Raw genomic sequence first — 24618 nt, 5'->3', positions numbered from 1 at the left:
ACTCGGACGGCGATGCAAGGACATTTTTGGAAAATTTCGCAGTCGCGGCGCGGGCCGCCATCCGCCCAACGGCCGTCTTGCCGGCGCCAGGCCCATTACCGGGGCCAATCGCGCTCCCGCCGACCCGGCGATTTCAAAACTATGCCGGTTTACGGGGCCAGGCCGGGAACCCCCGAGCATGCCGTAATCGGTAAAATCAAAACCGCAGGTAGACGGCTTGCGTATTCCGTGAAATGCAGGGTATGGACGGCCAGTCCGGGTCCAGCCCCGTAATCCGGCATAGTTTTGAAATGACATTATTTCACTAACAGGCAAACTAGGTAGTTCTAGCGCCTTGTCGCCGACTAATTTCCGATTTCCAACCAGTTGCACAAAACATTTGCTCGCAGTCTCGTCTCGGCGCACTTCATTGCCTCAGTTTTGGCTTTATAGCGAATCCCTAAACGGTCGCAGACACTTCTGACTATGGTGTCTAGCAGCTTTGAATCGTTGAGCATATCGTGAGTCACCAGGAATACATCGAATCCCATGCTCTGCAACGCAGTCATGCGCTCCGCATCGTGGTCAAGTATTGCACCTGAGCCATGAATGACCTCACCTTGGATCTCGATAATAACTGCCTTCATTAGGATTGGGTTTACGATCACGATGTCGCCGTAGCAGACCTTTTGGCCTGCGATGCTTTGGGCTGCCACGGATAGAGGGGTTAAATCGTTGAGGTACACGTATCTGAATCCTGAACCACCTAGACGTCGAGAACGACTTAGAAGCAGTACCCCCGCGACCTCGAGCGGAGACGCAGCAATGCCGATAACCTGCTGAGCGGCATCATAAAACTGCTTTCCCCACATTTGACTTTTGACCTTGTCGGCGAATCGATGTAGATCGCTTAGCTCGATGAGCGGCTTTCTCATCCAAAGAGAAGTGCCTTTGAGTTTCGTAACCTCTCTTCCATCCTCACGCTTGTTCGTTTGGCCTTCTTTATCTGTGGCCTTTACGGTTGCGCGGGCGTAAACTCGTTTCCAAGGAACCTCGTCTTCGCCTTCTCCAAGTTCGAACAGATCCTGCGTGCTGGAATTGCGATTCTCCTCTACCGCCATTTTTAACTGCATTTCGGCAGCGGGAGCAAGCTCGAAAACGGAAAACCAACCGCAAAGTTCGTACATAGCCAGTACGAGATCTATTTGGGACACAAAGCGTGTCATAGTAAATAATGTGTTAAGCGGATTGGTAACACTAAAGCCTAAATTAGTGTCGATTGTTGTGCTGACATCCGATGTCCCTTCCCAGCGAATAGTGGAGCGCAATCCCGAGTGGTGATTGCAATAACCTGGCGAAGCAACAGCGATAATCGGGGTCTTGAGGACGTCGGTTACGAATGGGGCTTGGGATAGAGCTCGCCAGCCTTCTTCGGAGTTGGGTAGGCGCGGGTAGAGGTCGCGCACCTGCGGTGGGCAGCGCCAATAGCGGAATGCGGTGTTTGCGCAGACGATTTCGTCCATTTGCGCCTCCCTTGGTATCGGCCGTAGGCCATGCGGTTGTGGTCGTGGACGATTATCTACTGGGGCATCATGCGGGTAAGTACCGGAAGCTGACCAAACGCTGACCAAAAAATGGATGGGATGTGTTGAAAGGTTGTCACGAGGCGTGAATGTGCTGGTACGAGCTGTGAGCCAGTGGTCTTTTTCTCCACAATTGCGTATGAATCATGCAAAGAGTTCATTGAAAGATCGCGTGAACTATTTTCAAAATGTTCGACGACGTCACTCTATAGTTGGTCAACGAACGAAAATAATATTCAATATGTAGGAACTATGAAGGGTTTGCGATCAATAAAAAATAGGACCCCATGCTAATAAAAATCGAAAATTTGGTGTCACTTTTGGTGTCACCCTTGGTATCAAATAGAAAAAGGCCAGAGGCTTAACACCTCTGACCTGCGCTTTTGATGGTGGGCGATACAAGATTCGAACTTGTGACCCCATCCGTGTGAAGGATATGCTCTACCCCTGAGCCAATCGCCCGTCGCCTTTCGGCAAAAGAGATACTATCATAGCCGCGCCTGGTTTACCAAGAACTTTTTGCCCCCGATTTTAAATTCGTGGATGCTAGCTAAGCCAAAGCAACCAAAGCAATAGGTAAAACAGCAGCTTAACCACCATTTACCGCTTTATCCACGAGGTCTCGGGGCGACAGATTAGTCGCGCATTGTTGTATGCCATGTCGAGCGTGAGGCAGGTGCGCGCGGCGTAGAAACCGTCCTCGCGCTGGATGGTCAGCGCCAGTTCGGGCTTGTCGCCGGTTAGGCACAGCGGCAGCAGCAGTTGGATCCGACCGCCGTAGAACTGCGGCACGGCGAGCGTGTAGTTGGCGGCGGCGCGGCGGGCGGCCTCGACGACGGCGCCCTCAAAGGCACGGCGCAGCAGCAGCGAGTTGCCCTCCCCCATCAGGCTAGCGGGAATACGCGTAAGGTTCTCCTCATCGCCCAGAATGTGGTCGATGTTGGAGCGGATGGGCAAGCGGTAGTCAAAGACCAGCTCGGAGGGGTCCTCGGCAAAGCGCACGCGGCACGGCAGGTACTCAAACGAGACCAGCATGGGGTCGCTCTCCTTAAAGAAGCCCTTCAAAAACCAGCGCTGGCGCGCGTCGGGCTTGGTGTTGGGCTCAAACAGGCCGTAGATGGTCTCGTAGCGACGCGTGTACAGGCCGGTGTTGAACAGGCATTGGTCGTTGTCGAACACCAAAGGCAGGTTGGACGGCGCGGTCTGGTCCACGTCGCGCTCGGTCAGGAACACCGCACGGCTAAACGAAAACGACAGGTAGTTTTTGAGGATGCGGTTGCCGGGACCCCAGTCCTCGGGGTCGGCGAGGTCGGCCAGGCGTTCGTAGCAGGGCTCGGGGCAAAACGCGAAGTCGTACACATTGCTGCACAGGGCGCTGGGGATTTCCATGTGGCGTCCATTCCATTTCATAGCTGGCGTGCGGATGCTTAGATTCTATACGCGCGACGCAATGCCGGGGAGCACATCACAGTGGCAACAGGAGTCGTACTCAAGAACGATCGGTTGCCAGACGAGGTCTTCGATGCTGCAGTGTAAGGTTTTTGCGAGCGCCAATGCCGAGGATACCGAGGCACGGCGCAGGTCCAGTTGGTTTTGCTCGTAGAGCTGTATGGCACAGATTTTGACTCCCGATTGGGCGGCCAGCTGCTTTTGGGTCAGGCCGGCTGCCTTTCGTGCTGCCTTGAGGCCCTTTTTGCCTGCCTGGGCTTTGTTCCATTTATCAATGACTATCTGGGCGAATTTAACTGCGGAGGCCTCGTGAAGCGGATGGTACGAGCCGATAACCCAATCGAGTGGCGCCACTTCAAAAAGGTCGCTAAAACCTAGGCCGCACGTCCATTGCGTGTATGCCAAAACCCAACCTGCTCAGTATTGCGGGGAACGGTCGAACGGATAGGCCTCCCTGAATTCGACGGGCTTCAGACCCGCGTGGACAATGATCTCGCGCACAAGCTCATCGCCCGACATGCCGCAGACAACGCGTGGGATACCGCGCTCAAACTGTTTCATCTCAAAAGCGTTTGACAAGATCGCCGTCAGTTCGGTCGGAGTCAGTCCCTGGTCGCAAAGGGCAAAATCGACTGCCTCGCCCAGCGTTCTCATAGCGTCCTCGAGATAAACTTCACTGTAGGCGCGGGTCATTTTCGGTCATCCCCTCTCGAACGATGTCTACGATACAGATCTCGCCGGTCTGACACTTTTGATGCTGCAGGCTCTTCGGTGTTTGAATCCTTTCATAATTCTTCTGTTCTTAGAGCTGCGTCGATCAGGTCGGCGACGTTGCAGGTGTGGTCCACGCGAGAGAATGTAGAGGCTATATCGGCGAGCGTAACCATGGCGAGATTTTACCGCCGATTGCATGGGAAGTAATCGCCGCGCGTTAATATAACCTTAATCGAGGGGTCGTATACGGAAGTGCGGGAAAACAGAGATCAGCCGACTAAACCCCGGATTTACGCTTCTGCGACCGACGGTATTGTTGCCAAAAATCGGGTTGTGCTCAGCCGCCCCTATTTTCCCCGAATTTCGGAAAACGGGAGTTTCGACAGCCAGTTGTGGCCTAAGAAGCGATGCTATTAACGAGGGAAGCGCCAACAGCGTGACAATTCAGACGATGTCGTCGGCATGGGTGAGTGGTGTCGACAGTAATTTTGGTAATCAACTTACTGGGCATTTAACAATAGAACGTCAGGAAATCATCGCCGAAGGCTTTGGTCCGACTTTTTGCTGTTCGGCGAGCTCAAAGATAAACGGGGCGTTTTATCAATAAATTCTGTCAAGAAATTGAGGTCATCAGTAGTAAATCCTTCGACGTTGAACCTTCTAACCGCAGGCAGATGGTTCAACGTGGTAAACACCAAAATCAACCGGGCGTTCGACAGCTACGCGAACGGCTCCGTCCTCTCGTGTCTCTGAGTAGGCAAACTGAATGCCATAATCAAGTTGAACGTAACCCCCAAGTATGGTTGCCTGATCTATGAACATGAGTAGAGCCCATCGGTCCGCACGCTGCCTTAAATAAAAAGCACCCGTCTCCAGACCGACGAAATCCGCGAGCTTTATCTTTCCGGAGAAGCCGCTCCCCTCATGCTTTCCCGCATAGGTCTCAGAGTCGTACTAGAACGAAATGTTATACAGTCCGCCGCTCTATATCTTCCTGACTGGCCCGTTTTCCAGCATCTAACTCAGCACCCCCTTATGGCTTTTCCGATTGTCACCGTTTAAGTAGAAGCAGCAGACACCTTGTTTCAAGTCTGACGCGATGAGCGTTTTGGGCCAGAATGTATGACAATCTAGTTAGAAGACCTGCCACTCTCCATAAACATCGGATGAGCGGATACAATCCCTTAAAGGAAGGAAAGAGCCAAGTTTTCCCTGCTCAGTTGCAGTATGTACTATGCCAATGACCTGACCCAAGTCATTAAACACTGGCCCACCACTCATTTCATGCTGAAATGAGCAATTCGTATAACAAAGTGTGCCCTCTTCGCTTGGATCTCCGACCCTGAGCAAATCCCCACTGTGCAATTCAAGGCTGAATCTAGATTCGGAAAAATGCTGTTGATAAGCGGAGATCTTATCCCCCTTTACGGGCAAATCCATGACTGCTGGAAGCTTGGGGATCTTCTTTAAGATTTCTTGAGGAACTTCTCGTAGTATTACAGCATCGCGCTTGTTGTCTTGAACGATCGATTTGCTAAATTTAAATTTAGCAAGCGGGGTCTTATCTGAGCTGGATACTTTTATTTCCCTTCTTTCCATGTCATGAGAAACGGCATCGCATATCACGTGCCACGCCGTCACAAGGCCGTAGCCGGTTAAGTAAAACCCTAAACCCTCAAACGGGGTTTCTTTGTCATCCTCTCCTTCTAGATACAGAAGCGAGTCTTGCTGAAGTGCGACTGGGAAAACAGGCGTATCTTCTGGTTTCGTTTTATTGTAGAGGCTGCCTAAACGCAGGAGCGGTCCCGATGTCCAGGGATTCTTAATAAGAGACTTATAAAAATTTAGACTTCCTCGAAGAGCCGCTTGAAATATCCCTCTCTCTGCGTCGGTGAGTTTAGCGATGGATTTACCGTAATAGCAGCCCATCGCGCCTTCAATGTCGCTATTGCTTAGTCGGTGGAGCGTTGAGCGGAGTCGCCGATATTGCTCGCGCTTTATATTTGTCTTTTGGTTACAGACAACGCCCGTGACTAGCTGTCTTGAGAAACTGCAACTGTAAAACGATTTATCTTCGTTGATCTCAAATGACTCGGTTCCATGGAAGTCAGTGATCGCGTTTCGTATTTTGTTGGGCAACCTGAGCTTTTCCTCTGAGCAAAAGTGTCGATAAAAATAAAAAGAGCTTTTAAAAGAGAACGTTAGGTCATCGGCATATCGCGTGTATTGATAATGATACTCATGCGATAGATGCATAAGCTGTTTGTCCATGCCAAGGCAAACCATGTTCGAAATTAAAGGGGATGAGGGAGCTCCCTGAGGGAGCCCTTTTGGTGTGGCGACAAGTCTAGAAATGCAGAATGCAACTTCAGGGGTGAGACCTAACTTCTTCGAAACAAGAAGGCCATATACCCGTTTAGATGAGATTGAAGGAAAGAAATCCTTAATATCAATGCCAGCAATTACTTGTGAGCCAATATGGGTCTCAGCATTTGTTTGTATTGATCGACCCTTTACAAAACCGTGCACACAAGGCAAAGGGTTGTAGCTTTTTTCTAGCTCTTTAGCGATAATTCGTTGAACCTTTTTTAAATCAGATCTTGGGATTAATAGCTCTCGATAGCCGCCATTTCTTTTAGGAATCAATTTATTTCTGTATAGGTCATACATGGAGGATGAATTGACAAAGAAATCAAGCTTTTCTATAGACAGGCCAAGAAACCCTGCCAGATCTGTCTTCGACTGCAGCTCGTTGAGCATCAGATTTTCCTTAAAGTTGATAGCCGGTTCCTCCGTAGAGTCGTACTTAATAGACACGTAGCAGAATATAATGTGCAAACAACACATATCCGATTGCGATGCGCAAACGCTAATTCGAACCGGCTATGAAGTGTATTTTACCAGTCATCCATTTGATGCAAATTCAAAATTAGGTAACTGTGTCAAATCAGGAACCCTGAATACAGGAATGACCCCTAAGGCCGAAGGTGCCTTCTGCATTGATAATTGAACATCGTTCGCAACTAATAGACGGTCGATGCATTTTGAGCTAATGAAGCGAGGCGAGGCACCTCTTCACCGGTCTTCTACAGATAGTTCAAGAAGAGGGAGTGGAACTCAAGACCCGGCGGCGGAATCAATACGCATGCAATCATGGGCGGGATCGCGCTCAACGCGGTCAAAGTCGACATATGCAAGGTCGACATACAGCGGCTCCCTGGGGCGGATCGCAGGTAAAAATAATTCACCGGGGACTAAGCTCAATATTGGCGGTACCATTTCACGGTACTTGGTGGTGCCTAAGCTAGAAAATTCAAAAAGTGTTTCAGCAATAATATGCTGCACCTAGAAACACTATTCCCGGAAAAAGCAGTGTAAAGGTAGCAGTAATCCAGTTGTTGTCGCCGGTTTTGAGAAGAGCTAAAGTTGTCGCGGTGGCAGTCTTGGGCTTGGACGACGTGGCCACCGTGGCCTGGTCGTTGTGATTGTCTTGGGCGCTGCGTTCGTGGGCTTCGCTACGAGGTCCGTCAACTACCAAGCACCGGGCTGCCCTGCAACATGACCGGCACCGCCAGCAGGCTAGCCCGCCCTGCCACCCACGCGCCGCATCCATCGGTCTCCACACAGCCGGTGGCGTGGCCACAACGGGTCCAATCACCACATACGCGGCCACGGCCCCCGGCAGCATCTACCCACCTCAGCACCAAAGACCCCGCCGGAAGGCACCACAAACCGCGCAGACACAAGCGAGCCGCCCGTGCGCGCAACGCTGCCATCGGCACCGGTCGTATCCAGCCACGAGGCATCGACGGTGCAACGTCCAACGCGAACGCCTGTGAAACGTTATCATGCACTGGGGCCTCGTCGCCGTCAGGGTCCCGGTACCGCGAAGTGCCTGGTTGCCCCACACTTCCATGTCGCATAGCGTGATGACCGCATCGGTCGCATGCGACTATATCACGGAGTTTTGCCCGGTAAACGTCAGCACCATGTCGCCATCTGCGCCGATGGCCTCAGCCACGTAGCCGTTAAACTCCAGGTGGTCAGCATCGGTCCAGGCCCATCCGGGGCCCGACACGCTCGGCACGTAGTATGCTTCCGGCAGGAAAAACGCGAATTACCCTCAGCTGCACAGGTTAAGTCGATACCGCTTGTAAATCAAGACGCCTTCAACCTAAGCAGTTGAAGGCGTCATCTTCGCGAGCATTATTTATATTGCATTGGTCGTGCTCTGCAACCAAGATCTTCGCGGTAGTCGTTCTTTTGATTTCATTGGTCGCGCCTTACGAACAAAAACTGAGTAAAGCATACAGACGAATGGAATGAGTAGCAAGGCATGCCTAATTGCCATTCATCAGCTTGCATGAGCATTTCAAAATTAAACCGCCTATGCAGCGAGCATGGGAACATAGGAGTCTTGATCGACGCCCCAAATGATTGGAGTAAGTCCGTAGTTTTTGCAAGCTTCGATAGACTCGGGGGAGACAACACCATCTTTAGTGTTGGTGGAGTTGAGAAAAACGACTCCTTCGCAATCGTTGCGTGCCGACTTAATGTCTTCCCATCCAAATAATGCATTTTGAATGCCTTGCTTACCAGGATTATTTACCGTTTTAATAAGGCGCATGGGTCTTCTCTTGTTTTTACCAATTGCATAGTCAAATTTAAACGAAAGTCCGGATCGGCCCTGGAAAGACGGGCCAGGAACATAAGGGATTTCATTATCAAGCAGCCAATTGCCGACATCTTCAGTGAAGAGGTTTCTCACACTGCTTTGAGATAACAAGAACATATCATCAACAGAGGCCATAGCCTGAAGAAGCATATTCATCTTCATAGGAAGGTCAGATCCGGAAGCCGTTATACACAGTTCGCCTTTTTCTTCCTTTACCGAAAAGCCAGAAAGAATCGAATTGAGCTTATCGATTCGCTGTCCTTTCATGGTGAATCCAGACAATTCAAGATCATTGATGGTTTCACCAAGATCAGAAATGACATAGCCGCCTGCTGGGTCATCACCCAGATAAACCCGCATGCAATCGTTGTTTCGATTGAGCATGGGGGTGGAGATGCAGACGCCATTACCTTGCTGGACCGGGACCATATTTGCCTCTACGAACTTGGCGTATGCGCTGATAAAGCCTCGAGCCTGATCTACGTTCATCTCACACCCCCAGAGATAGCTCTACTTTAAGCTTGTCTGTAATATTACAAGTTTCCTGAAATGACCAAAAGAGTGATGCAAAATCGTCGTTCAGAGGTTTCAGAATACTTTGACCTGGGATGCCACAAGCCCATTTGGCGCCGTATCCGTCTATATCAAAATGGACATGAGTACCAAGGACCAGCGATCCGTCTGGATTTCTGTGACGAAGGACCTCGGGATTATCACTATAATCAAGACGAATTAATGGACGATCCGATACGCGTGTCTGCATGGTGCTTTTTCTGTCAGCGGAAAGTCCAAGGATTAAGGAAGAACTTCTTTTATTCTCTGTAAGATCAAGATAAAACTTAAGGGCTTTATTCTCGTTAGCAACGAGTTCGATTAGCGTTTTACCTCCAGGCGTAGGCCATTGTTTGCGATATTGCATATCACGCACATCTTTGGCCATCAAGATGTATTCGCGAGCAGTTGGATTCAAGTCGTTCCAGCTGAAGATATTCACAGCAGTTCCAATCCTAATGGCTATTGCCCAGTAATCTCATCCTATGATAGATGCTCGCTGGGACAGATATTCGAAAATGTAGCGGAAGCGTTTCCCGCAGGGGCTTTCTTCGTTATGTGTGTATCACTTTGGCATAACAAAAGGTATCGATGCGCCGGCAGTTGCAAGGCTTGAACCCAGGAGTAAAAATTTCTCGGTCCCAAGAGCCTGCCCTCATTCGGGAACTGAACTAAATCCATCCCAAGCCAAACGATGCTTTGGTAGAAATTATATCATCATGAGCCTCGTGAATATCGTAGCGAGGTAGCACGCGTGAGATGGTGAATGATATGTCGGCAAGCGCAATCATGGCCAATTTTAACTAACTGACTGCATGAGATACAATCGCCGACTGTTGGTTGGCCTCTAATGGAGACAATTCCGGAAGTGCGGGATAAAACCGAGATCTGCTGACCAGCCCACGGTTTTACGCTTTCGCGACCTGTGGTTTTGTTGATAAATAGCGGGTTACGGTCGACAGGTTCTGCTTTCCCCGCACTTCCGAAAAATTAGTGTTTCAGCAGCGGCGTACGGCGACGAGCAGCACTGTCCCCAGCAGCAAAAGCGCCACGGACGCGGCGATCCAGCAGTTCTCGCCGGTCTTGGGGAGCGTGGCGGTTGTCGTGGTAGCCGTCTTGGGCTTAGTGGTCTTGGCGACCGTGGTCTTGGTTGCTGTCGTTTTTGTCTTGGTTGTCGCGGCCGCGGGTTTCAGCAAGGGATTTGCCGTGGGCCCCGCGGTGGGCTTTCCGGCAGCGGGGTTACATCGGCGGCAGGATCACTCGTCCCACCGCCCGGCACGTCGCGCCCGTCGGTCTCCCCCGCCGGAGGCGTGGCCACATCGGGCTCAACCACCACATGCGGTTCCACCGCACCGCCGGCATCAACCACGCCGCTAGCACCAAAAGCCCCACCAACAGGCGTCACAAACCGCGCGGACACAAGCGACCCGCCCAAGCACGCAACACCGCCGTCGGCACCGGCTGCATCAAGCCACGAGACGTCGACGGAAAGCCGACAGCCGGCCGCACCATCGCCAAGGCCCGCATCCTGCACAAACACGCCGTAGGCGCGCACGCCCGCTCCGGACCCGGCGCCCGCGGCAAAGACGCGCCCACCGCCGCGCACGGCCATGTCGCTGGCGATCACGCCGGCGACCGCCTCATCCGTGATATCGGCCCCGTCCGCCCGGGCATCGACGGCGCAGCTGTCCACCACAAATGCCTGCGAGACGTGGATCCCGCTCTGCGAGCCCGTCGCCGTCAAGGTCCCGGTACCGCGAAGCGTCATGTTGCCCCACACCTCCATGCCGCACAGCGTGATGTCCGCATCGGGCGCATGCGACTCCGTCACGGAGTTTTGCCCGGCAAGCGTTAGCACCAGGTCGCCGTCGGCGCCGATGGCCTCGCCCGCGTAGCCGTTGAGCTCCAGGTGGTCGGCATCGGTCCAGGCCCAGCCGGGGCCCGACACGCCCGGCTCGTAGTACGTCGTGCCCGCAATGATGAGGCTGTCTGCGCCCGCGGCATAAGAAGGCCCGCCCAGCAAAACGCATAGGCAGGCCATGGCAACAATCGCAATGTGATGACGGCTGGTGTAGGACTTGGCAGCAAACATACCCGCTCCGATCTTCGTAGGAGCCAATAGAATGTGCACCAGAAAATGCCCTGGTAGCAGCAGTTATTACTTTAGCGAAATCAAGCCGCAAGCAAAGAAAATGCCCGTGAACAGTACCATTAATAAGGTGTAAATCGTTTTGCCAGTCGGTGAAAGGAAGAATCGCCTCGAGTCGATTGGCGTTCATAAATTCCTAAGTCTGTAACAAAGGACCCTTACAGGTTGAAATCGTAAGAATAGCCTACTTTGACAATTGCTTAAAATCCTGAGCTGATGATTCCGCAGCCTCAACCATTGTTAACCAATCGTCTACTTTTGGAGGACGAACGGTCCATAAAGTATCTCGGCCCTTCAGTACATCTTCATTTGGTGGAACCATTGCACATATAGCTTTGTTTCCGTACTGATCATCTGGGCTTAAGACTAGCTTACGTTCAGAATCTTTTATTTGGTCTGCTGAGCATTCTGAAGAACCAATTACTAGAGTAGTCTGTGCAAAACCGCAGAATGCCTCTTTGCTTCCAAGCTTAACAGCTATAGGCTTAATCCAGCGCGCTAAAGAGGGGTATTCAAAGTTTGGGACTTCATCCCCTTCTAGATTAAACCCATGTGATTCCCAACTATATACAATCGTTTCGCCATCGAGCAGTCTTGCTGCATCTTTAATATTTGCGACTTCTCCTTTAGTGATTTTAAAATAATCAGGGAAAGGCATTTCGCTGTCCGCAGCCCTGTTAATAGTTTCTAACGCAACCGCAAGACTGTATATGGCATTTACTTCGGCAACCACATCATCCCTGAGGCCGAGATAAAAATAGAGAGCACTCGTGCCATCGATTCGAAGCTCCACTTTTTCATCTTCGGCTTCGCTTAAGAATCGATAAGTTCTTACTACATCTCGAGAACGCTTATTGAGTAATTTGTTAAATGAAAACTCATAGTTAATCGTTCCGCCGGACTGGCTGCCGATCCATTTAAAGCTCAATCGAAAGGTTTCCGTCGCGTCATGGGCAGAAAAGAAAGCTCCCTTCGTTCCATGAGTGGCCTTATCAACTATTAGATGTAGTTCACCACAGCCTTCCCAGAACAACGAAGCCGACCTTATGCAAGTTGATGTGGGCAGATCAAGGGTCTTAATGATTCCCTTTCGAATACCATCGCAGGAACGTCCAACGGGCAATTGGTAGGCCTGATCAATCACTTCCGCCGGCAACGAAGTGAAGGGCATGCCATACTCAATAAAATTTTTGGCCTGTTCCTTCTCATCGTCAGTCCCTGCAGTGATTTTCAGTGAAAACCTTAATGGATGCAGCATTGAAGCAATTGGCGTCTTTTCAATTACGTCGATTGCGATTCGACCTGCTCGCGGGGTTACTAGAATTTGGGACATAACAACGCCAGGGGCACATGCGCAAAAATCATCGCGTTTGTCGTATTCTGAGAGCACGTGAACTGAATATGCATAGTAAGGGTCCAGTTTATCAAGATGGGAACATAGATCGCGCAGCCTATTCTCGAGAATGGCTGGATCGCTGCAGTCTGGAAGATTGGCCATGGAGAGCAGTTTCGCAGCATACTCAGAGACCTCTTCTTTTCCATTTGAAAAGTAATAATCAATTACTTCTGGGTGTTTGGACGCCCAGCCATCAACTCTTGAAAGGCCATCCCAGACGAATTTTGTACCAGAAGTTTCAACCAGCTCCTTAGCCCATCTTAGATTCTCATTTGTGGGATCTAATGGCATAACAAGATGCCAGCTATTTATTTTTACATGCAAATCGACTGTGGTTGCCGATAATTCCTGCCACGAATTTTCAATCTGAGCTTTCTGGCCGTTTTTTAGATTTTCAGCAAATTTCTTAATTTGATATATGTCGACCGTTTCAGCATCAAGGTAAACGATAAGGTCAATTCCTCCATCGCCCCTAGAAGGTCGAATTTTAATGGCGTCTCGCTCTTCAAGAGAAATAAACGTCGCAAGAACTGACTCGATATCCTCACCTGAATATCGAGTCCAAGGGATACGTCCAGTCATCGCTGCACCTCAATAGAAGCTAAATAAAAAAATCCAATCACTAATTTAAATATTCGGGTTTAATGAACTTGATTCCCCTCTTTTTAATGGCCCTCCACTCATCAGACGGTAACCACTCTTTTGATCGAATATGATAGAGAAAAAGCCACATCTCTTCAAATTCACGCCCTTCTATTGGGAATTCCTTAGCATGCTTTGTAAGACGATCAAGCAAATTTCCATCGCCAAAATGCTTGGCGTAAAGATAGACGAATAAGTATAAAAGACAGTCATTAGCCCTTTTGATATCTTCAAAATCGGGCATATCAACCTTAAAATCGAACTTAATTGCGTAGTAAAGGCCGTAGCAAACCGAAAGGTGATCACCGTGATTAAGACAATCAGAGATAATAACCTTTGAGAGACACTCAATATAATCTTTGTCCATACTCAAAGGCTCAATTATTGCTTTCTCGAATGACGGCAGCAAATAAGGAAATACGATTGCAAGGTGCATGGCATAGTCCCGAAAATAGGCTTTTGCCGAAGGCTTTAGTGAGCGCGATGCGAGCATTTTGAACGCGTATAGCAGTATTGAGGCATTATTCTGGTAAGAAGGAAGAAGACTGGTCGCGTATTCCAAAAAAGATGACACATCTTTGTAATCAAGCGGGTCTGATTTATTAGGTTCATTGCGCCTTAATGAATTTACCCAGCCATTAGAAAGCGCTATGGGTAATTCTAGTATTTCAGTTTTCTTCTGATTCAGTGTTAGACGAAACTTGGACAGCTCTTCCTGCAACGAGATGATGAACTGCTCGGCCTCGTATCGCGATGCGACATAACAATTGTAGTCATCGATATTTCGAATAAATCTATAGCCTTTGTTAAATAAACTAGCATCGATAACTGTGAGAATTAATTCTGAGACAACATTGGAAGCGTGTGGACCGATAAGTAATCCGTGGGTTTCGCCGTCGCACGCCTTTTGAAGTAGTCCGTCAATTTCGTTCGCCCAACCGCCCCGACGGGAACTTCTATTTTGCTTTGCGTTATCCCTTCCCATAATCGCCCAAGGCAAAGAATGCGTGTATATACTCGGAAAACAAGTGGAGATGTCGCATTTCACGAGATATTTTTTACCAATAAGAATAGTTGGTTCAGGGTTAGGATCAGTCATCCAGTTTGAATAGTTCATTTGGAATATTGCTTGCGAATCGGGAATCACACGAGGATGAATCCTGCTAACTGCATAAGGCTGCGGTAATGTGTATTTTTGAACGTGACGGACTATATCGCCCCAATTGTCGGCTAAACCGCGGACGAGTCGCTCGTAGGTGAAGGGGGTTGGTATGCCGAATTTTCGATATTGTCCATTGCACCGAATGTAATTAAATCTAATCCACTCTGAGCGTGAATCGTTGCTTGCCATTTTGCGATTATTGCAATACGTAACAAATTGTTCTGCCGAAAAAATCGGCGGTAGTTTGTCGGCAAACCATCCGGCAAGCATTAGTCCGTTATAAACAGCATCTTCGGATAACTCTTGCCAATATGCCCAGTAAGGCTTGGAAGGAGCAAAGAGCTTGTCACATAATTGAGATTCCATTGCCGACCTTAAGATAGGCTACTTAATGAACAATAGTTTAATCAAATAGCTGCATAGATATTTATGAAATACTTCAATTTAGAAGTGTGAATCACATTGAAATTGCTGTAATTAATTAAAAGGATTTCTATGTGCCTGCAGTCAACCTATTAATACCGATCCGATTGCTTATACTAAATGCGTGCTCGGGTCTACGTAACTAATACGAGCCAGTTATATTGCTCCTATTATATTGAGGTCCGAGAGAAGCGGGGCCATCGCACTCCCCAGATGTCGCCAAACAAGTCCTTCGCGTACGCCCTGTCTCTGCTACGAGCTTGTCCGTTTAAGTGGGCTTTATCGTGCTCCCGTGACGCATATCCTTAATGTAATTACTTCTATCCTAAAAGTCCTCCAACGGCAGGCGAAGGCCATCATATGAGCCACTAGAAACGGCCAAACTGCGTCACGAGATAGCTTGCTTGGACAATCGGTAGATACGGAGTGCTGCCACTAATCGACATGTAATCTATCCATTCTCTCAGCGCCATATAGGACCTGCTAGTTGTATTTGGCGCTGAATTGCACCTCTCTTGTTTAGCTGGCATAGAGTTTTGTATGATGCGGCAAGAGTGTTTTCTCTTTCAAAGAGATCTTGCCGTTGATCGGGCTCATCTAACCTTTCAGAAGCCTGTTCAAGCGTCCATTGATATTCCCTTGCATTCTGGAGCATCTTATTAAATAGAATCTGATACTGATACATTGAAAACAAAAGGGATTGATAAGCTTCTATGAATTCGGCAATTGCCTCTCCGCTCTTTCCCTTGAAGCAAAATCTTGCCTCCATGGCGAGCGATCTCATTTCATCAAGTTTTAAATGCAATTTGAGTTGAAGGTCGGCATCTAACACCTTACTAATCGAGGCTGAAATTGATTGCAGGTACGTGGTGTTAGTCAGCCAAACAAATAGTAGGTCGATAGCCATTTGCGGTTCGTCATCATGCTCCAAGTTCTTCGCGTTTTTTGCGTAAACGCTCATGAGTTTATCGACGGTTATCCAAATATTTAAACGTCGATTGAATAGAGACTGTTTATTGCTGAGACGAGCTTGGTAACAAGAAATGAACAATGCGATGATTGCCACAATCGCTGAGATGTACTCAGGTAGAATCGTTAGGTCCATTGTCTCCCCCTCCCTTGACACGTACCGCAGTGGATGACGTCTCCAGTTAAGCAGTCGTCCACTTACACCTTTTCCTTGAAGTTCATCTGGAACAGCTTTCGAGTCTAATTTCAGTATTGGTCCAATTCTAATTGCCACGGTTACTAACAATCGGTAATGAAAGCCGACGCCTCTTGCCATAGACAAACGCGGAGATATCTTTGGGTTGCGCGTGGTTGTCGACTCAAGAAAGTTCAATCGAGCTCTCTGCAACCTCAATACCGGGTGCGTATTTCTCTATCAACGCGTCCAGAATCACGCGGTTGCCAGGCGTCATTTTTGGAGAAGAAACGATCTTCATTGATGAAAAGGCTTCATCGGAGATAGCAAGATCGTAATAGGGCGGGATTCCGGGATCGCATTTATCGAGCATGACATCATTTGCTCTGACAATCTGATCTAGCCGAACGTTTATTACGGAATCGATACCTATGGGAACAGCTGTCAAGATATAGCGCCATTCTTTCTGATACGACCATGCAGTTGTTTTGTGAACTCCAAGTGCCATTAAATCAGCCACGAGTCCGCCGTTTTCAAATGCGTTAATTACCTTTGGAAACAAAAGAGACTCATCATTTGTGTATTCAACCTCGTGAAGAATCTCACGATCACGAGCCGTTTCAAAAAAATGGTAATTCTTATCCCAAAAGTCCTCGAGGGGCAGATGAAGCCCATCAAATGAACCACCAAGGGCGTTCAAAACCGCTTCACTTGATAACATATTGAGGCTTTCATTTGAAATAGAGTACTGCTTAAATGGATAGCTTTTCATCTGAATTCTTACTCCACATTCAGCTCCGGCATACTCGCGCCACATGGGGATGCTCTCCTCATCAGAAGAGGTCCAACAACTGACGAGCTTCATTTTTCCAAGATTTTGAGAGTCTGCTGAACGCTGTTCTTGTGGGTCATCAACCTTATCTAACCGGCTGAACCTGATAGTTCGTTTATGCAGAATCAAGGCCAGCGTATCTAGGCTTGCATAATGATAGAGAACGGCGGGTGCTTCCATGTTTGGCTCCTAGCTATAACAATGAGTCCATATCACTGTTCATCAAAATTTATAGACATGATCACGAAAAATCAATTAGTGCCAAACGGTTCCAAGCACCCCCCTCCCCAACTTTGTCCAAAAAGTCCGCTGTTGCTGAATGACGTTACCCTAAAATAACCTCACATACATATACACGGAGTGCTGGCCTGGCGCCGCCTCCGGGCCTTGGCGCCCACCTTATCGAGAGGCACCGCTATGAAACGAGTCTTTTACCGCTCGCTCTGCGCAGTTCTTTGCGTATCTATGCTTAACGCAACAATACCTGTGAGGGCTATAGCGGAAGAAGGATGGCGGCAAGAAAACACCTTGGAGCAGGTTGATACTGGCGCAGCGGACAATTCGGGCGGCAGCATGACAGGCGACATCGATACAGGCGAGATCGGCAATGAGTCCATCAAAAATGATTCCGATATCGCGAATCCAATTTCACATCAGGAGGAACCTCAGGTTTCCCTAGCTTCCGATATGTCGCCTGATACGGAACAAGCCACAAAGGCCACAGTAAGTGGATATCAGCACAGCGATAGCGCCACCACCGGCAGTGTCACCCTCACCGCCGAATGGAACGAACCAGTACTTGGACAGCCAACGACCTTCCATGTAAGTGCAACTGGTGGCAGTGGCAGCTATCTCTTCCGCATGGATGCGCCCTCGTACTCTAACCCCAACGAGTACGCTTACGAGTCGGTCGCCGATCCAAGCCGCGGAGAGTGGACAAAGTACACCGATGCGTGCGATAGCCACGACTTTACGTTCACAATGACGGCTACCGGATCATATAACTTCCGCTTTTACCTCATGGACAAGGCGTCGGGCGTTTATTACTTGCGCACCAACTCGTATATCCAGGTTGCAGATGATGCGTATCCCAGCGTTGCGAGCATTGTCAATAAAGCAGTGTCACAAGCCAAGCAAGAGACAGATGGTTCTGAATACGAAATGGCCCTCTATCTTCACGACTGGCTTCTCGATCAGCTTGAGTACGACAACTCGCTCAAGTGGTCATCTGCCGAGAGTGCCCTCACGCGCGGCCTGGGCACCTGTCAGGCGTATGAAAGCGCCTATTCCAAGCTGCTCACCGCTGCCGGCATCACCAATTCAGAGACCCGCGATACCTATGACGGCCACACCTGGAATGCCGTCAAGCTCGATGGAAAATGGTACCAGGTCGACTGCACCTGGGACGATACATCCGACAACTTTTATGGCGACCTTGACCAGCGCCACCTGTACTTTTGTATCACTGATGAACTCATGGCAATCGCGCACAAGGGGCACGCCAAAATCTACACTGCCGACGAGTACGCCACCCGTTCGACGAGCCTCAAAGATAACTACTTCGTTCACAACGGCAAGGCCGACGAATGGGCTGCCAAGTATGCCGATCGCATCCAGCAGCACCTCGACGCAAAGGAGAACAAGTTCTCTATCGACGCCGACAACCAGTCCTTCCCGCCCAGCATCAGTGGCATCCAGAACGGAATCATCGCCTTTACGATGGAACAGAGAGAATGGAAAACGAACAGCGCCAAAGTCGATCTCACTGCTGCCTCCAACATCACCATGGCATCGAACTATGAGTGGACTGCAAGGTTTGATTTTGAGGTCGAGTACTCAAATATGCCAGCCACGCCCGACATCTCGGAGCGTACGGTCGGAGACGGAATCTACGTCATCCAATGCTCGTTCTCGCCCGAATCCGTAATCGACGTCCAGGGAGGCTCGTGGGATTCGAGGGCGAACATACAGCTCTGGAAATCCAACGGAACAATGGCGCAGGCGTTCCTCTTCAGGTACGATGAAGCGGCAGGCGCCTACGAAATTACCAATGCCAAATCGGAAATGGCACTCGACGTGCAGGGCGGGTTGATGTCAAGTGGCGTCAACGTCCAGCAGTACGTGCCGAACTCCACGGAGGCCCAGCGCTGGTCAGTCGTGCCGAACGAAGACGGCACGTTTACCCTATCGCCGGCAGGTCACCCCGAGCTCGCGCTCGACGCGTCGGGCGGCCGCTCGACGCCCGGAACCAACATACAGGTCTATGCCACCAACGGGACCGAAGCCCAAAGATGGACGTTAAAGAAGCCAGGTAACGAAAGCGGTATTAACGGAATCTACGTCATCCAATGCTCGTTCTCGCCCGAATCCGTAATCGACGTCCAGGGAGGCTCGTGGGATTCGAGGGCGAACATACAGCTCTGGAAATCCAACGGAACAATGGCGCAGGCGTTCCTCTTCAGGTACGATGAAGCGGCAGGCGCCTACGAAATTACCAATGCCAAATCGGAAATGGCACTCGACGTGCAGGGCGGGTTGATGTCAAGTGGCGTCAACGTCCAGCAGTACGTGCCGAACTCCACGGAGGCCCAGCGCTGGTCAGTCGTGCCGAACGAAGACGGCACGTTTACCCTATCGCCGGCAGGTCACCCCGAGCTCGCGCTCGACGCGTCGGGCGGCCGCTCGACGCCCGGAACCAACATACAGGTCTATGCCACCAACGGGACCGAAGCCCAAAGATGGGTGCTCAAGAAAATCTAATGAAACAGGCTTACCGCTTGCCCTTGCGAGCTTTCGCAAACCCCTTCGCGTCGTGCACCATCATGAACGCTTTTAGCGCGAATACGAGACACCCGTTCAAGCCGTGCAGCACGTTGAGCAAAGGCGCATAAGGTACCAGGCAGGCAATTACACAGCCGAGCTCGCACCTGCCGCATACACAAGCCTGTTACGACGTGGGCCCTCCGCTGCTAAGCTTTACACTCGTCCACAACTGCGGCGCCGCGCTCGTATATATACCCACGAAGATAGCCACTGAGAACACCAGGCCGAGAGCCGGACTCATCCTGTTGACCAGCACCCGCGTGGATATGGGCGCATCCCACACCAGATCAATGTTGGAGATAAGCGCTACGCAGACTAATCCACCGTACGACGCGCCTAGCGCAAGCGGACTGCCCCGCCTATCTGAGCTATGTCACGGGCGCCCAAGTCAATGGCGGTCGCCCCGGCCTCGATGCCGTGCGATTCCGTAGCGGCCGAGTAGCCGACCACAATAGGCAGAAAGACGACGATGGGGGTCCAAGAAGCTCAGAGTCTTAACAATACCTTTGAGCTCACAGGCGCCGGGAACCACGGCCACCGCGACAAGCAAGATCGCTCCGACACCATTAGGAAGCCCCTGCTGCCGCATAGCGGCGGAGTTAGCGTCGCCATACGGCACAATGAAGCTCATGTAGCAGAAAAGCGCTGCGAACCATTCGAAGAAGGAATCTATTTCCTTGAAGCCCAACTTACTCCCCTATTAGTATCTAAACCCGTATCGGTGCGTTTAGAATAGCAAGCTTAGCTTTCGCTTCAACAATTGCCTGTTGCGCACCACCATGCAGCAAAGCAAGGTCGTCAATCATGTCGATCGTAGAAATAGAGGCAATCTGCCGTCTTTACAGCCTTCCGCCAATCGAAAAGTCTAATTTGCTTCTCACTTATAACTTCTCACTCTGAAATGAAAGTCAGGCTGTTCGGTAAGGGCTCTGTAACCATCGGTTACAACCTGTTCAACCCCATCTGGAATCCTGCCATCTCGTATCCCGTTCATCCAAATTAATGGGAAGAGGCATACCGGCTTTCATGGAAGTCAAGCTCCAAGTCGAGTTTCTAAAGTTAATATCCAGGAACCAAAGCTTGCCGTCGGCATCCACCATAAACTCAACTTAGAATATGCCCTCATATCGGATCTCAGAGAATATTGCCCTGAGCGCGACCTCAACTTAGTCGTCAGTAGGATTGGGAACCGTCATATCCATGCTGCAAGAATCGTCCAGAGCGTAGGTATAGCGAGCTTCTATGAAGAATAAAACATCTTTACCATAAGCGATAGGGCAGCCCTCATATGTACGTTCCGCCAGCTTATTCACAAAACGTTGGAGAAGGAGATAGGAATCGCTAGTTATGTGGTCATACGCAGCAGATAAGTTGCTCTCCTCGTTGCTAATATAGTAGTCAGATTTCCAGTCTTCATACGACTCTCTCGGCTTAGTAATAATTGGATACTCTATATCGTCACGAGTCTCTCTATTTACACGCCTAACGCGGGCAACCCTCATTCCATGATATAAATGCCAGCGCTCTGATTAAAGGAGTCGATTCACTCTAGTCAAGAATGACCTTCCGAATGTATATGTCCTTCAGCCCTATAACAATCAAATATTGCAAAGCCATTGCAAACGGAATTGCCATAACGCCTAACTTTCCGAGCAGCAAATAACAAGCAACAAGATATACAACGTTCGAAATAAGCGTGATGACTGTCGATTGCTTCGTTAGGCCATAAGCGTTGAAGCAGGGATGAATGGCGGAAAAGACAATGCTCGCAGCGACAAGAGCGGCTAATGTGGCAAAGAGATACCAGTACGCACCGTAGAGCGGATCCATAAAGACAGCAAGTGCAGGCGGAACGACCAAGCAGGCAATAGCTGCGCAAGGTGTCACAACTTTAGCCACGACCTTCTCGATTTTTCTAACAACCTCATACGCGCGACTGTTAAGCCCCTTGGCGATCAACTCAGCAAGCTGCGGCATAATCGCCTGCTGTACAGGTCGAGAAAGAAGAGAGAGAGCGGAAAGCAGCTGCCTAAAGAATTTAAAGACACCGACAACCTCACTCGACAAGAGAGAGAGGAAGAACACATCGAAATACTGAATTGGAGCGTCCGCCGAGGTATCCAGGTTTGACCAAATTGTGAAGGAGATGTAGCCAGCCGGCAAATCGGCGAGTCGTGCTTTAACGATCTTAAAAAATCCAACGCGCCTGCGAGCAACATGCACGGCAATAAAAAATAGCGTCATGCTCTTAATGATATCAGCAGCACAATACGCACAAGCAATAACGACTACACTATTCCCGAAAAGCACCATTGACACAGCCACAAAGAGCAGCTTGACGGCCGCCATAACAACCGCATGAATGGCAACATAGTTGAATCTATCGAAAAGACGGAGCAAACCCGTAGGGGCACCTTCTATATGCACAAGTATCTCGAAACAAAACACCACTGCCGCAGCAGTCGCGGCAGAATCCCATCCGAGAACGCCCGCCACGAAGCCGACAATGGCGAAGGAGATGACACATCCGGCAACTGCCGATGTCACATCGACAAGAAAAGCGGCCTTAATACTGGCAGCCAGTCCGCGCTCATCTCGTTTTTCCAGACTGATTGATCCATAGCGAATCACACTTTGCCATGATTGGAAATTTAAAAGAGAATCATTCGCCTGCATGTAAGTCTGACCGATCATCAGCGAACCGTAGCCAGCAACGCCAAGAAATCCAGCAGATACAAATGACGTCAGCATATTCAAAGCAGAGGCGCCGCCCTGACCTACAACGATAGTGAAGACATTTTTCGCAAGCTTCGCCCAGAATTCATTGCCCCTAATTTTGTCACGCAAAAGCTTGAGACTAAAGTGCATCATTGCTCCATTTCGTTTCTCGCCAGCGAATCCAGGATTAAAGAACCCAGGTCATCGGAAGTCATGAACTCACAATCCGGATACCGTTCCGCAAGCCGTCGAAGCAGTCTATCAAGCGCTTCGAGTGAAAACTCGCGATGCCTCTCATTCACTCGGGTCGTATAGTTGACGCGATGGGTGCATACCACCGCCGGCTGCCTACGCCTGAAAGCCGTCTCGATTTCTGCGAAAGCATCGTCGACACACTCATCGACGTTTTTGCCTTGAAACATAGAGCGCGAGGGCTCGAACTGCACGTTTCGGATTAAGCGGCACTGCCCAGGCACGTTGGAGTGTCCGAAAACGTTAATCTTCTTCAAATAGGAGTTGTTCCCTTTCGGGACATTCCTCTTCGGCGACGATTGGATAGTCTCAATGCCCAGCTCAGCGGCGATGAGCTCACATTCCTTATTGGCGACATAGCATGGTGGGATGAAGCTCCTGGGGGCTAAGCCAAAAAGGCGTTTGAAAATCGTGACCGCGTCTTCAAGGTATCCGCGCACATCGATCAGAGTGTTTCCGCTGTTGAGCGCGTCAATCCCATTGTAGAAGGCATCGTCCAGACCCACCATTCTCAAACAGCGGGCATATTCCACAGCTGAGTCGGCGACCGCATCGGCAAGCCACGCCGTAGCGTTAAGGTGCTCTCGCCCGTGGAGCTGAGGATGCAGTGCCGTTTCACCGCGACCCAGCCGAACGAAATCGAGTACTCCCTCGTCTCCGTCATAGGTTCGGTAGGTTTTATCGATGGGCTCGAATCCAAAGTGCGCTACATCAGCGTTGCCGGGAACGCATCGATTGAAATCTGGGTTGGCGGTTGCGAAGTTCAACGTGAATACTGGGGCGGAAGCCTGAAATCGCACCGCATTCTCGCGCAGCAAAGAAGAGAGGACGCTTACGTCGGCCTTCTTTTCCAAGCCGTCAAAAGATTGGTAGTGATCGAGCCTGAAAGAGGGGAAGCGATTCTCAAATGCCGCAAGTGCATCGGCATCCGGGACCCTCACGGCACCCCAATCGTCGGACTCGAAGACGACGATACGCCTATTCGTTTGGAAACCAAGCTTTGCGACAAGGGTCTTAGCAGCCTCTTTGATTACGTGCATCGTCTGCCCCTAAAGCTCGAATTCACATTTTTCGGGAAAAAGTTCGTCAAGGCAGGTGAGAATCCTCGTCCGCGCAGTCTCGTACTGCTCCGGCGTAAGGTCGCCGTCATTGAGACAGACGACCTTACCCTTGCGCCCGCGAAGATACGATTCAGCCTCTTCCAGGGTTGAATCGAAATTAGCATCAAATGAAAAGGACCGTCCGAAAGAAACTGGACGCGGATAAAAATCTCCTTTTGCGCACTGCCAATCTTTCATGAGCCAGTTAGATACGTCGGTTGCCTCTCTAAAACGATGAGAAGAAGTCGCCTCAAGCTCTTGCTTTTCTACCTCCCAAATTTCTTCGAAGGTAGACTTTAAAAATGAATTGCAGAGATGGGGTTCATAAAAACCTTTGAATGTAGGATATATCAATAAAACGAGCGTTCTCAAGCACATGATGCCATAGCCTGGGCTGAACCACTTAAGTGGATGCCTGCCTACACACGCAAGTGGTTTAAAATGTGAGCTTAAAACGCTAGCGCAGTTAAAGGGGACGTAGAAATTGTCACCTCGAGCAAGACTTGCTGCATTTAGAACTGCCGTAATTCTTGGTAGTCCTTTATGAAAGAAATCGTCTTCTGTGGTCTTATCAAGAATCAACAAATCATCATTGAATAGGACAAAGTGCTCAGAAAGGCCCTCAATTTTGTAGGCATTCAATTCGATAACATTTGAATTGAAAGTTGGGAGATTCTTATTGGGGATAAAATCACTATGCTTTACAACATTGATTTTTGGATTTGAACAATCAAGCCATTCGGGTAAATGACCATATGTCAGAAAATGAATTGTGCCAACCCATGGCGCGTTGGAAGAAACACTTCGAAAAAAATAACGTAGCAAACCCCAATCTCTATAACGTTTATCCTGATTGGGAGTGATTATCTCGCTTGACTCATTGCTATATTTATATCGATCAAAAAGCCAATTTGGGTCCGTGCAATCAACCCATGGAATTACAAAATCAATCTTCATAACGTTCTGTGACCTCGAAAGAATTCCTAGTTATCAGTAGTGATTGTTTCTCCCCGTTCAAGGAGATC

General features: G+C 49.6%; 18 protein-coding genes and 1 tRNA gene. 1 reads left to right on the top strand and 18 read right to left on the bottom strand.

What is annotated here, in order from left to right:
* Nucleotides 1–344: 344 nt before the first annotated feature.
* The 15 genes from AAAT03_RS01995 to AAAT03_RS01925 all read right to left on the bottom strand — a co-directional run bounded on the left by AAAT03_RS01995 (nt 345) and on the right by AAAT03_RS01925 (nt 16880).
* Nucleotides 345–1502: a hypothetical protein gene (locus tag AAAT03_RS01995; RefSeq protein ID WP_124786170.1), complete on the bottom strand. Its 1158-nt coding sequence runs from the start codon at nt 1500–1502 to the stop codon at nt 345–347.
* Nucleotides 1503–1949: 447 nt separating this feature from the next.
* Nucleotides 1950–2024, bottom strand: a tRNA-Val gene (locus AAAT03_RS01990).
* 138 nt (nt 2025–2162) lie between these two features.
* A complete protein-coding gene (locus AAAT03_RS01985; RefSeq protein ID WP_349102469.1) occupies nt 2163–2951 on the bottom strand; it encodes a DUF3825 domain-containing protein in 789 nt (262 codons plus the stop codon).
* 45 nt (nt 2952–2996) lie between these two features.
* Nucleotides 2997–3416: a helix-turn-helix transcriptional regulator gene (locus AAAT03_RS01980; protein WP_349102468.1), complete on the bottom strand. Its 420-nt coding sequence runs from the start codon at nt 3414–3416 to the stop codon at nt 2997–2999.
* A 12-nt stretch (nt 3417–3428) separates the two neighbouring features.
* Nucleotides 3429–3704, bottom strand: coding sequence for a hypothetical protein (locus AAAT03_RS01975; RefSeq protein WP_055250177.1), 276 nt, complete (start codon nt 3702–3704; stop codon nt 3429–3431).
* A 1155-nt stretch (nt 3705–4859) separates the two neighbouring features.
* On the bottom strand, nt 4860–6485 hold the full coding sequence (locus AAAT03_RS01970) for a reverse transcriptase domain-containing protein (RefSeq protein ID WP_349102467.1): 1626 nt from the start codon (nt 6483–6485) through the stop codon (nt 4860–4862).
* Nucleotides 6486–7677: 1192 nt separating this feature from the next.
* The gene (locus AAAT03_RS01965) at nt 7678–7812 is read right to left on the bottom strand and encodes a hypothetical protein (RefSeq protein ID WP_262348760.1); all 135 of its coding nucleotides are present in this window, start codon (nt 7810–7812) and stop codon (nt 7678–7680) included.
* Nucleotides 7813–8112: 300 nt separating this feature from the next.
* The gene (locus AAAT03_RS01960) at nt 8113–8889 is read right to left on the bottom strand and encodes a DUF1828 domain-containing protein (RefSeq protein ID WP_055250181.1); all 777 of its coding nucleotides are present in this window, start codon (nt 8887–8889) and stop codon (nt 8113–8115) included.
* 1 nt (nt 8890) lies between these two features.
* Nucleotides 8891–9394, bottom strand: coding sequence for a hypothetical protein (locus tag AAAT03_RS01955; RefSeq protein ID WP_349102466.1), 504 nt, complete (start codon nt 9392–9394; stop codon nt 8891–8893).
* A 556-nt stretch (nt 9395–9950) separates the two neighbouring features.
* Nucleotides 9951–10148: a hypothetical protein gene (locus AAAT03_RS01950; protein WP_349102465.1), complete on the bottom strand. Its 198-nt coding sequence runs from the start codon at nt 10146–10148 to the stop codon at nt 9951–9953.
* Nucleotides 10142–11044: a hypothetical protein gene (locus tag AAAT03_RS01945; protein ID WP_349102464.1), complete on the bottom strand. Its 903-nt coding sequence runs from the start codon at nt 11042–11044 to the stop codon at nt 10142–10144. The genes AAAT03_RS01950 and AAAT03_RS01945 overlap by 7 nt, the downstream gene beginning before the upstream one ends.
* Before the next feature lie 241 nt (nt 11045–11285).
* Nucleotides 11286–13079 (bottom strand): hypothetical protein, encoded by a 1794-nt coding sequence (locus tag AAAT03_RS01940; protein WP_349102463.1) that lies wholly within the window; start codon nt 13077–13079, stop codon nt 11286–11288.
* 40 nt (nt 13080–13119) lie between these two features.
* Complete coding sequence (locus tag AAAT03_RS01935; protein ID WP_349102462.1) at nt 13120–14667, bottom strand: RNA-directed DNA polymerase; 1548 nt, start codon at nt 14665–14667, stop codon at nt 13120–13122.
* Between the two features lie 520 nt (nt 14668–15187).
* Entirely contained in the window at nt 15188–15829 is a 642-nt protein-coding gene (locus tag AAAT03_RS01930; protein WP_349102461.1) for a hypothetical protein, read from the bottom strand.
* A gap of 223 nt (nt 15830–16052) precedes the next feature.
* Entirely contained in the window at nt 16053–16880 is an 828-nt protein-coding gene (locus AAAT03_RS01925) for a DUF2971 domain-containing protein (protein ID WP_349102460.1), read from the bottom strand.
* A gap of 348 nt (nt 16881–17228) precedes the next feature.
* Here AAAT03_RS01925 and AAAT03_RS01920 point away from each other — a divergent pair, with 348 nt between their 5' ends.
* Nucleotides 17229–19460, top strand: coding sequence for an RICIN domain-containing protein (locus AAAT03_RS01920; protein WP_349102459.1), 2232 nt, complete (start codon nt 17229–17231; stop codon nt 19458–19460).
* Nucleotides 19461–21071: 1611 nt separating this feature from the next.
* On the opposite strand, the gene AAAT03_RS01915 is transcribed toward AAAT03_RS01920, so the two are convergent.
* The 3 genes from AAAT03_RS01915 to AAAT03_RS01905 are packed head-to-tail and all read right to left on the bottom strand — an operon-like array spanning nt 21072 to nt 24550.
* Nucleotides 21072–22391 (bottom strand): oligosaccharide flippase family protein, encoded by a 1320-nt coding sequence (locus AAAT03_RS01915; RefSeq protein ID WP_349102458.1) that lies wholly within the window; start codon nt 22389–22391, stop codon nt 21072–21074.
* The gene (locus AAAT03_RS01910) at nt 22391–23533 is read right to left on the bottom strand and encodes a hypothetical protein (protein WP_349102457.1); all 1143 of its coding nucleotides are present in this window, start codon (nt 23531–23533) and stop codon (nt 22391–22393) included. Before AAAT03_RS01910 ends, AAAT03_RS01915 begins: the two co-directional genes overlap by 1 nt.
* A gap of 9 nt (nt 23534–23542) precedes the next feature.
* Nucleotides 23543–24550: a stealth conserved region 3 domain-containing protein gene (locus AAAT03_RS01905; RefSeq protein ID WP_349102456.1), complete on the bottom strand. Its 1008-nt coding sequence runs from the start codon at nt 24548–24550 to the stop codon at nt 23543–23545.
* Nucleotides 24551–24618 lie beyond the last annotated feature (68 nt).

The sequence above is a fragment of the Collinsella sp. CLA-AA-H167 genome (assembly GCF_040095305.1).
Taxonomy (GTDB): Bacteria; Actinomycetota; Coriobacteriia; order Coriobacteriales; family Coriobacteriaceae; genus Collinsella.
Note: the sequence above shows the minus strand (reverse complement) of the source record. Positions and strands in the feature narration are given on the sequence as shown.

Bases quoted from the DNA above. Each gene is read 5' to 3' on its own strand.
- AAAT03_RS01915 (WP_349102458.1), bottom strand. From the start codon at position 22,391: ATGCACTTTAGTCTCAAGCTTTTGCGTGACAAAATTAGGGGCAATGAA.
- AAAT03_RS01940 (WP_349102463.1), bottom strand. From the start codon at position 13,079: ATGACTGGACGTATCCCTTGGACTCGATATTCAGGTGAGGATATCGAG.
- AAAT03_RS01975 (WP_055250177.1), bottom strand. From the start codon at position 3,704: ATGACCCGCGCCTACAGTGAAGTTTATCTCGAGGACGCTATGAGAACG.
- AAAT03_RS01910 (WP_349102457.1), bottom strand. From the start codon at position 23,533: ATGCACGTAATCAAAGAGGCTGCTAAGACCCTTGTCGCAAAGCTTGGT.
- AAAT03_RS01970 (WP_349102467.1), bottom strand. From the start codon at position 6,485: ATGCTCAACGAGCTGCAGTCGAAGACAGATCTGGCAGGGTTTCTTGGC.
- AAAT03_RS01960 (WP_055250181.1), bottom strand. From the start codon at position 8,889: ATGAACGTAGATCAGGCTCGAGGCTTTATCAGCGCATACGCCAAGTTC.
- AAAT03_RS01905 (WP_349102456.1), bottom strand. From the start codon at position 24,550: ATGAAGATTGATTTTGTAATTCCATGGGTTGATTGCACGGACCCAAAT.
- AAAT03_RS01945 (WP_349102464.1), bottom strand. From the start codon at position 11,044: ATGTTTGCTGCCAAGTCCTACACCAGCCGTCATCACATTGCGATTGTT.
- AAAT03_RS01935 (WP_349102462.1), bottom strand. From the start codon at position 14,667: ATGGAATCTCAATTATGTGACAAGCTCTTTGCTCCTTCCAAGCCTTAC.
- AAAT03_RS01985 (WP_349102469.1), bottom strand. From the start codon at position 2,951: ATGGAAATCCCCAGCGCCCTGTGCAGCAATGTGTACGACTTCGCGTTT.
- AAAT03_RS01930 (WP_349102461.1), bottom strand. From the start codon at position 15,829: ATGGACCTAACGATTCTACCTGAGTACATCTCAGCGATTGTGGCAATC.
- AAAT03_RS01925 (WP_349102460.1), bottom strand. From the start codon at position 16,880: ATGGAAGCACCCGCCGTTCTCTATCATTATGCAAGCCTAGATACGCTG.
- AAAT03_RS01995 (WP_124786170.1), bottom strand. From the start codon at position 1,502: ATGGACGAAATCGTCTGCGCAAACACCGCATTCCGCTATTGGCGCTGC.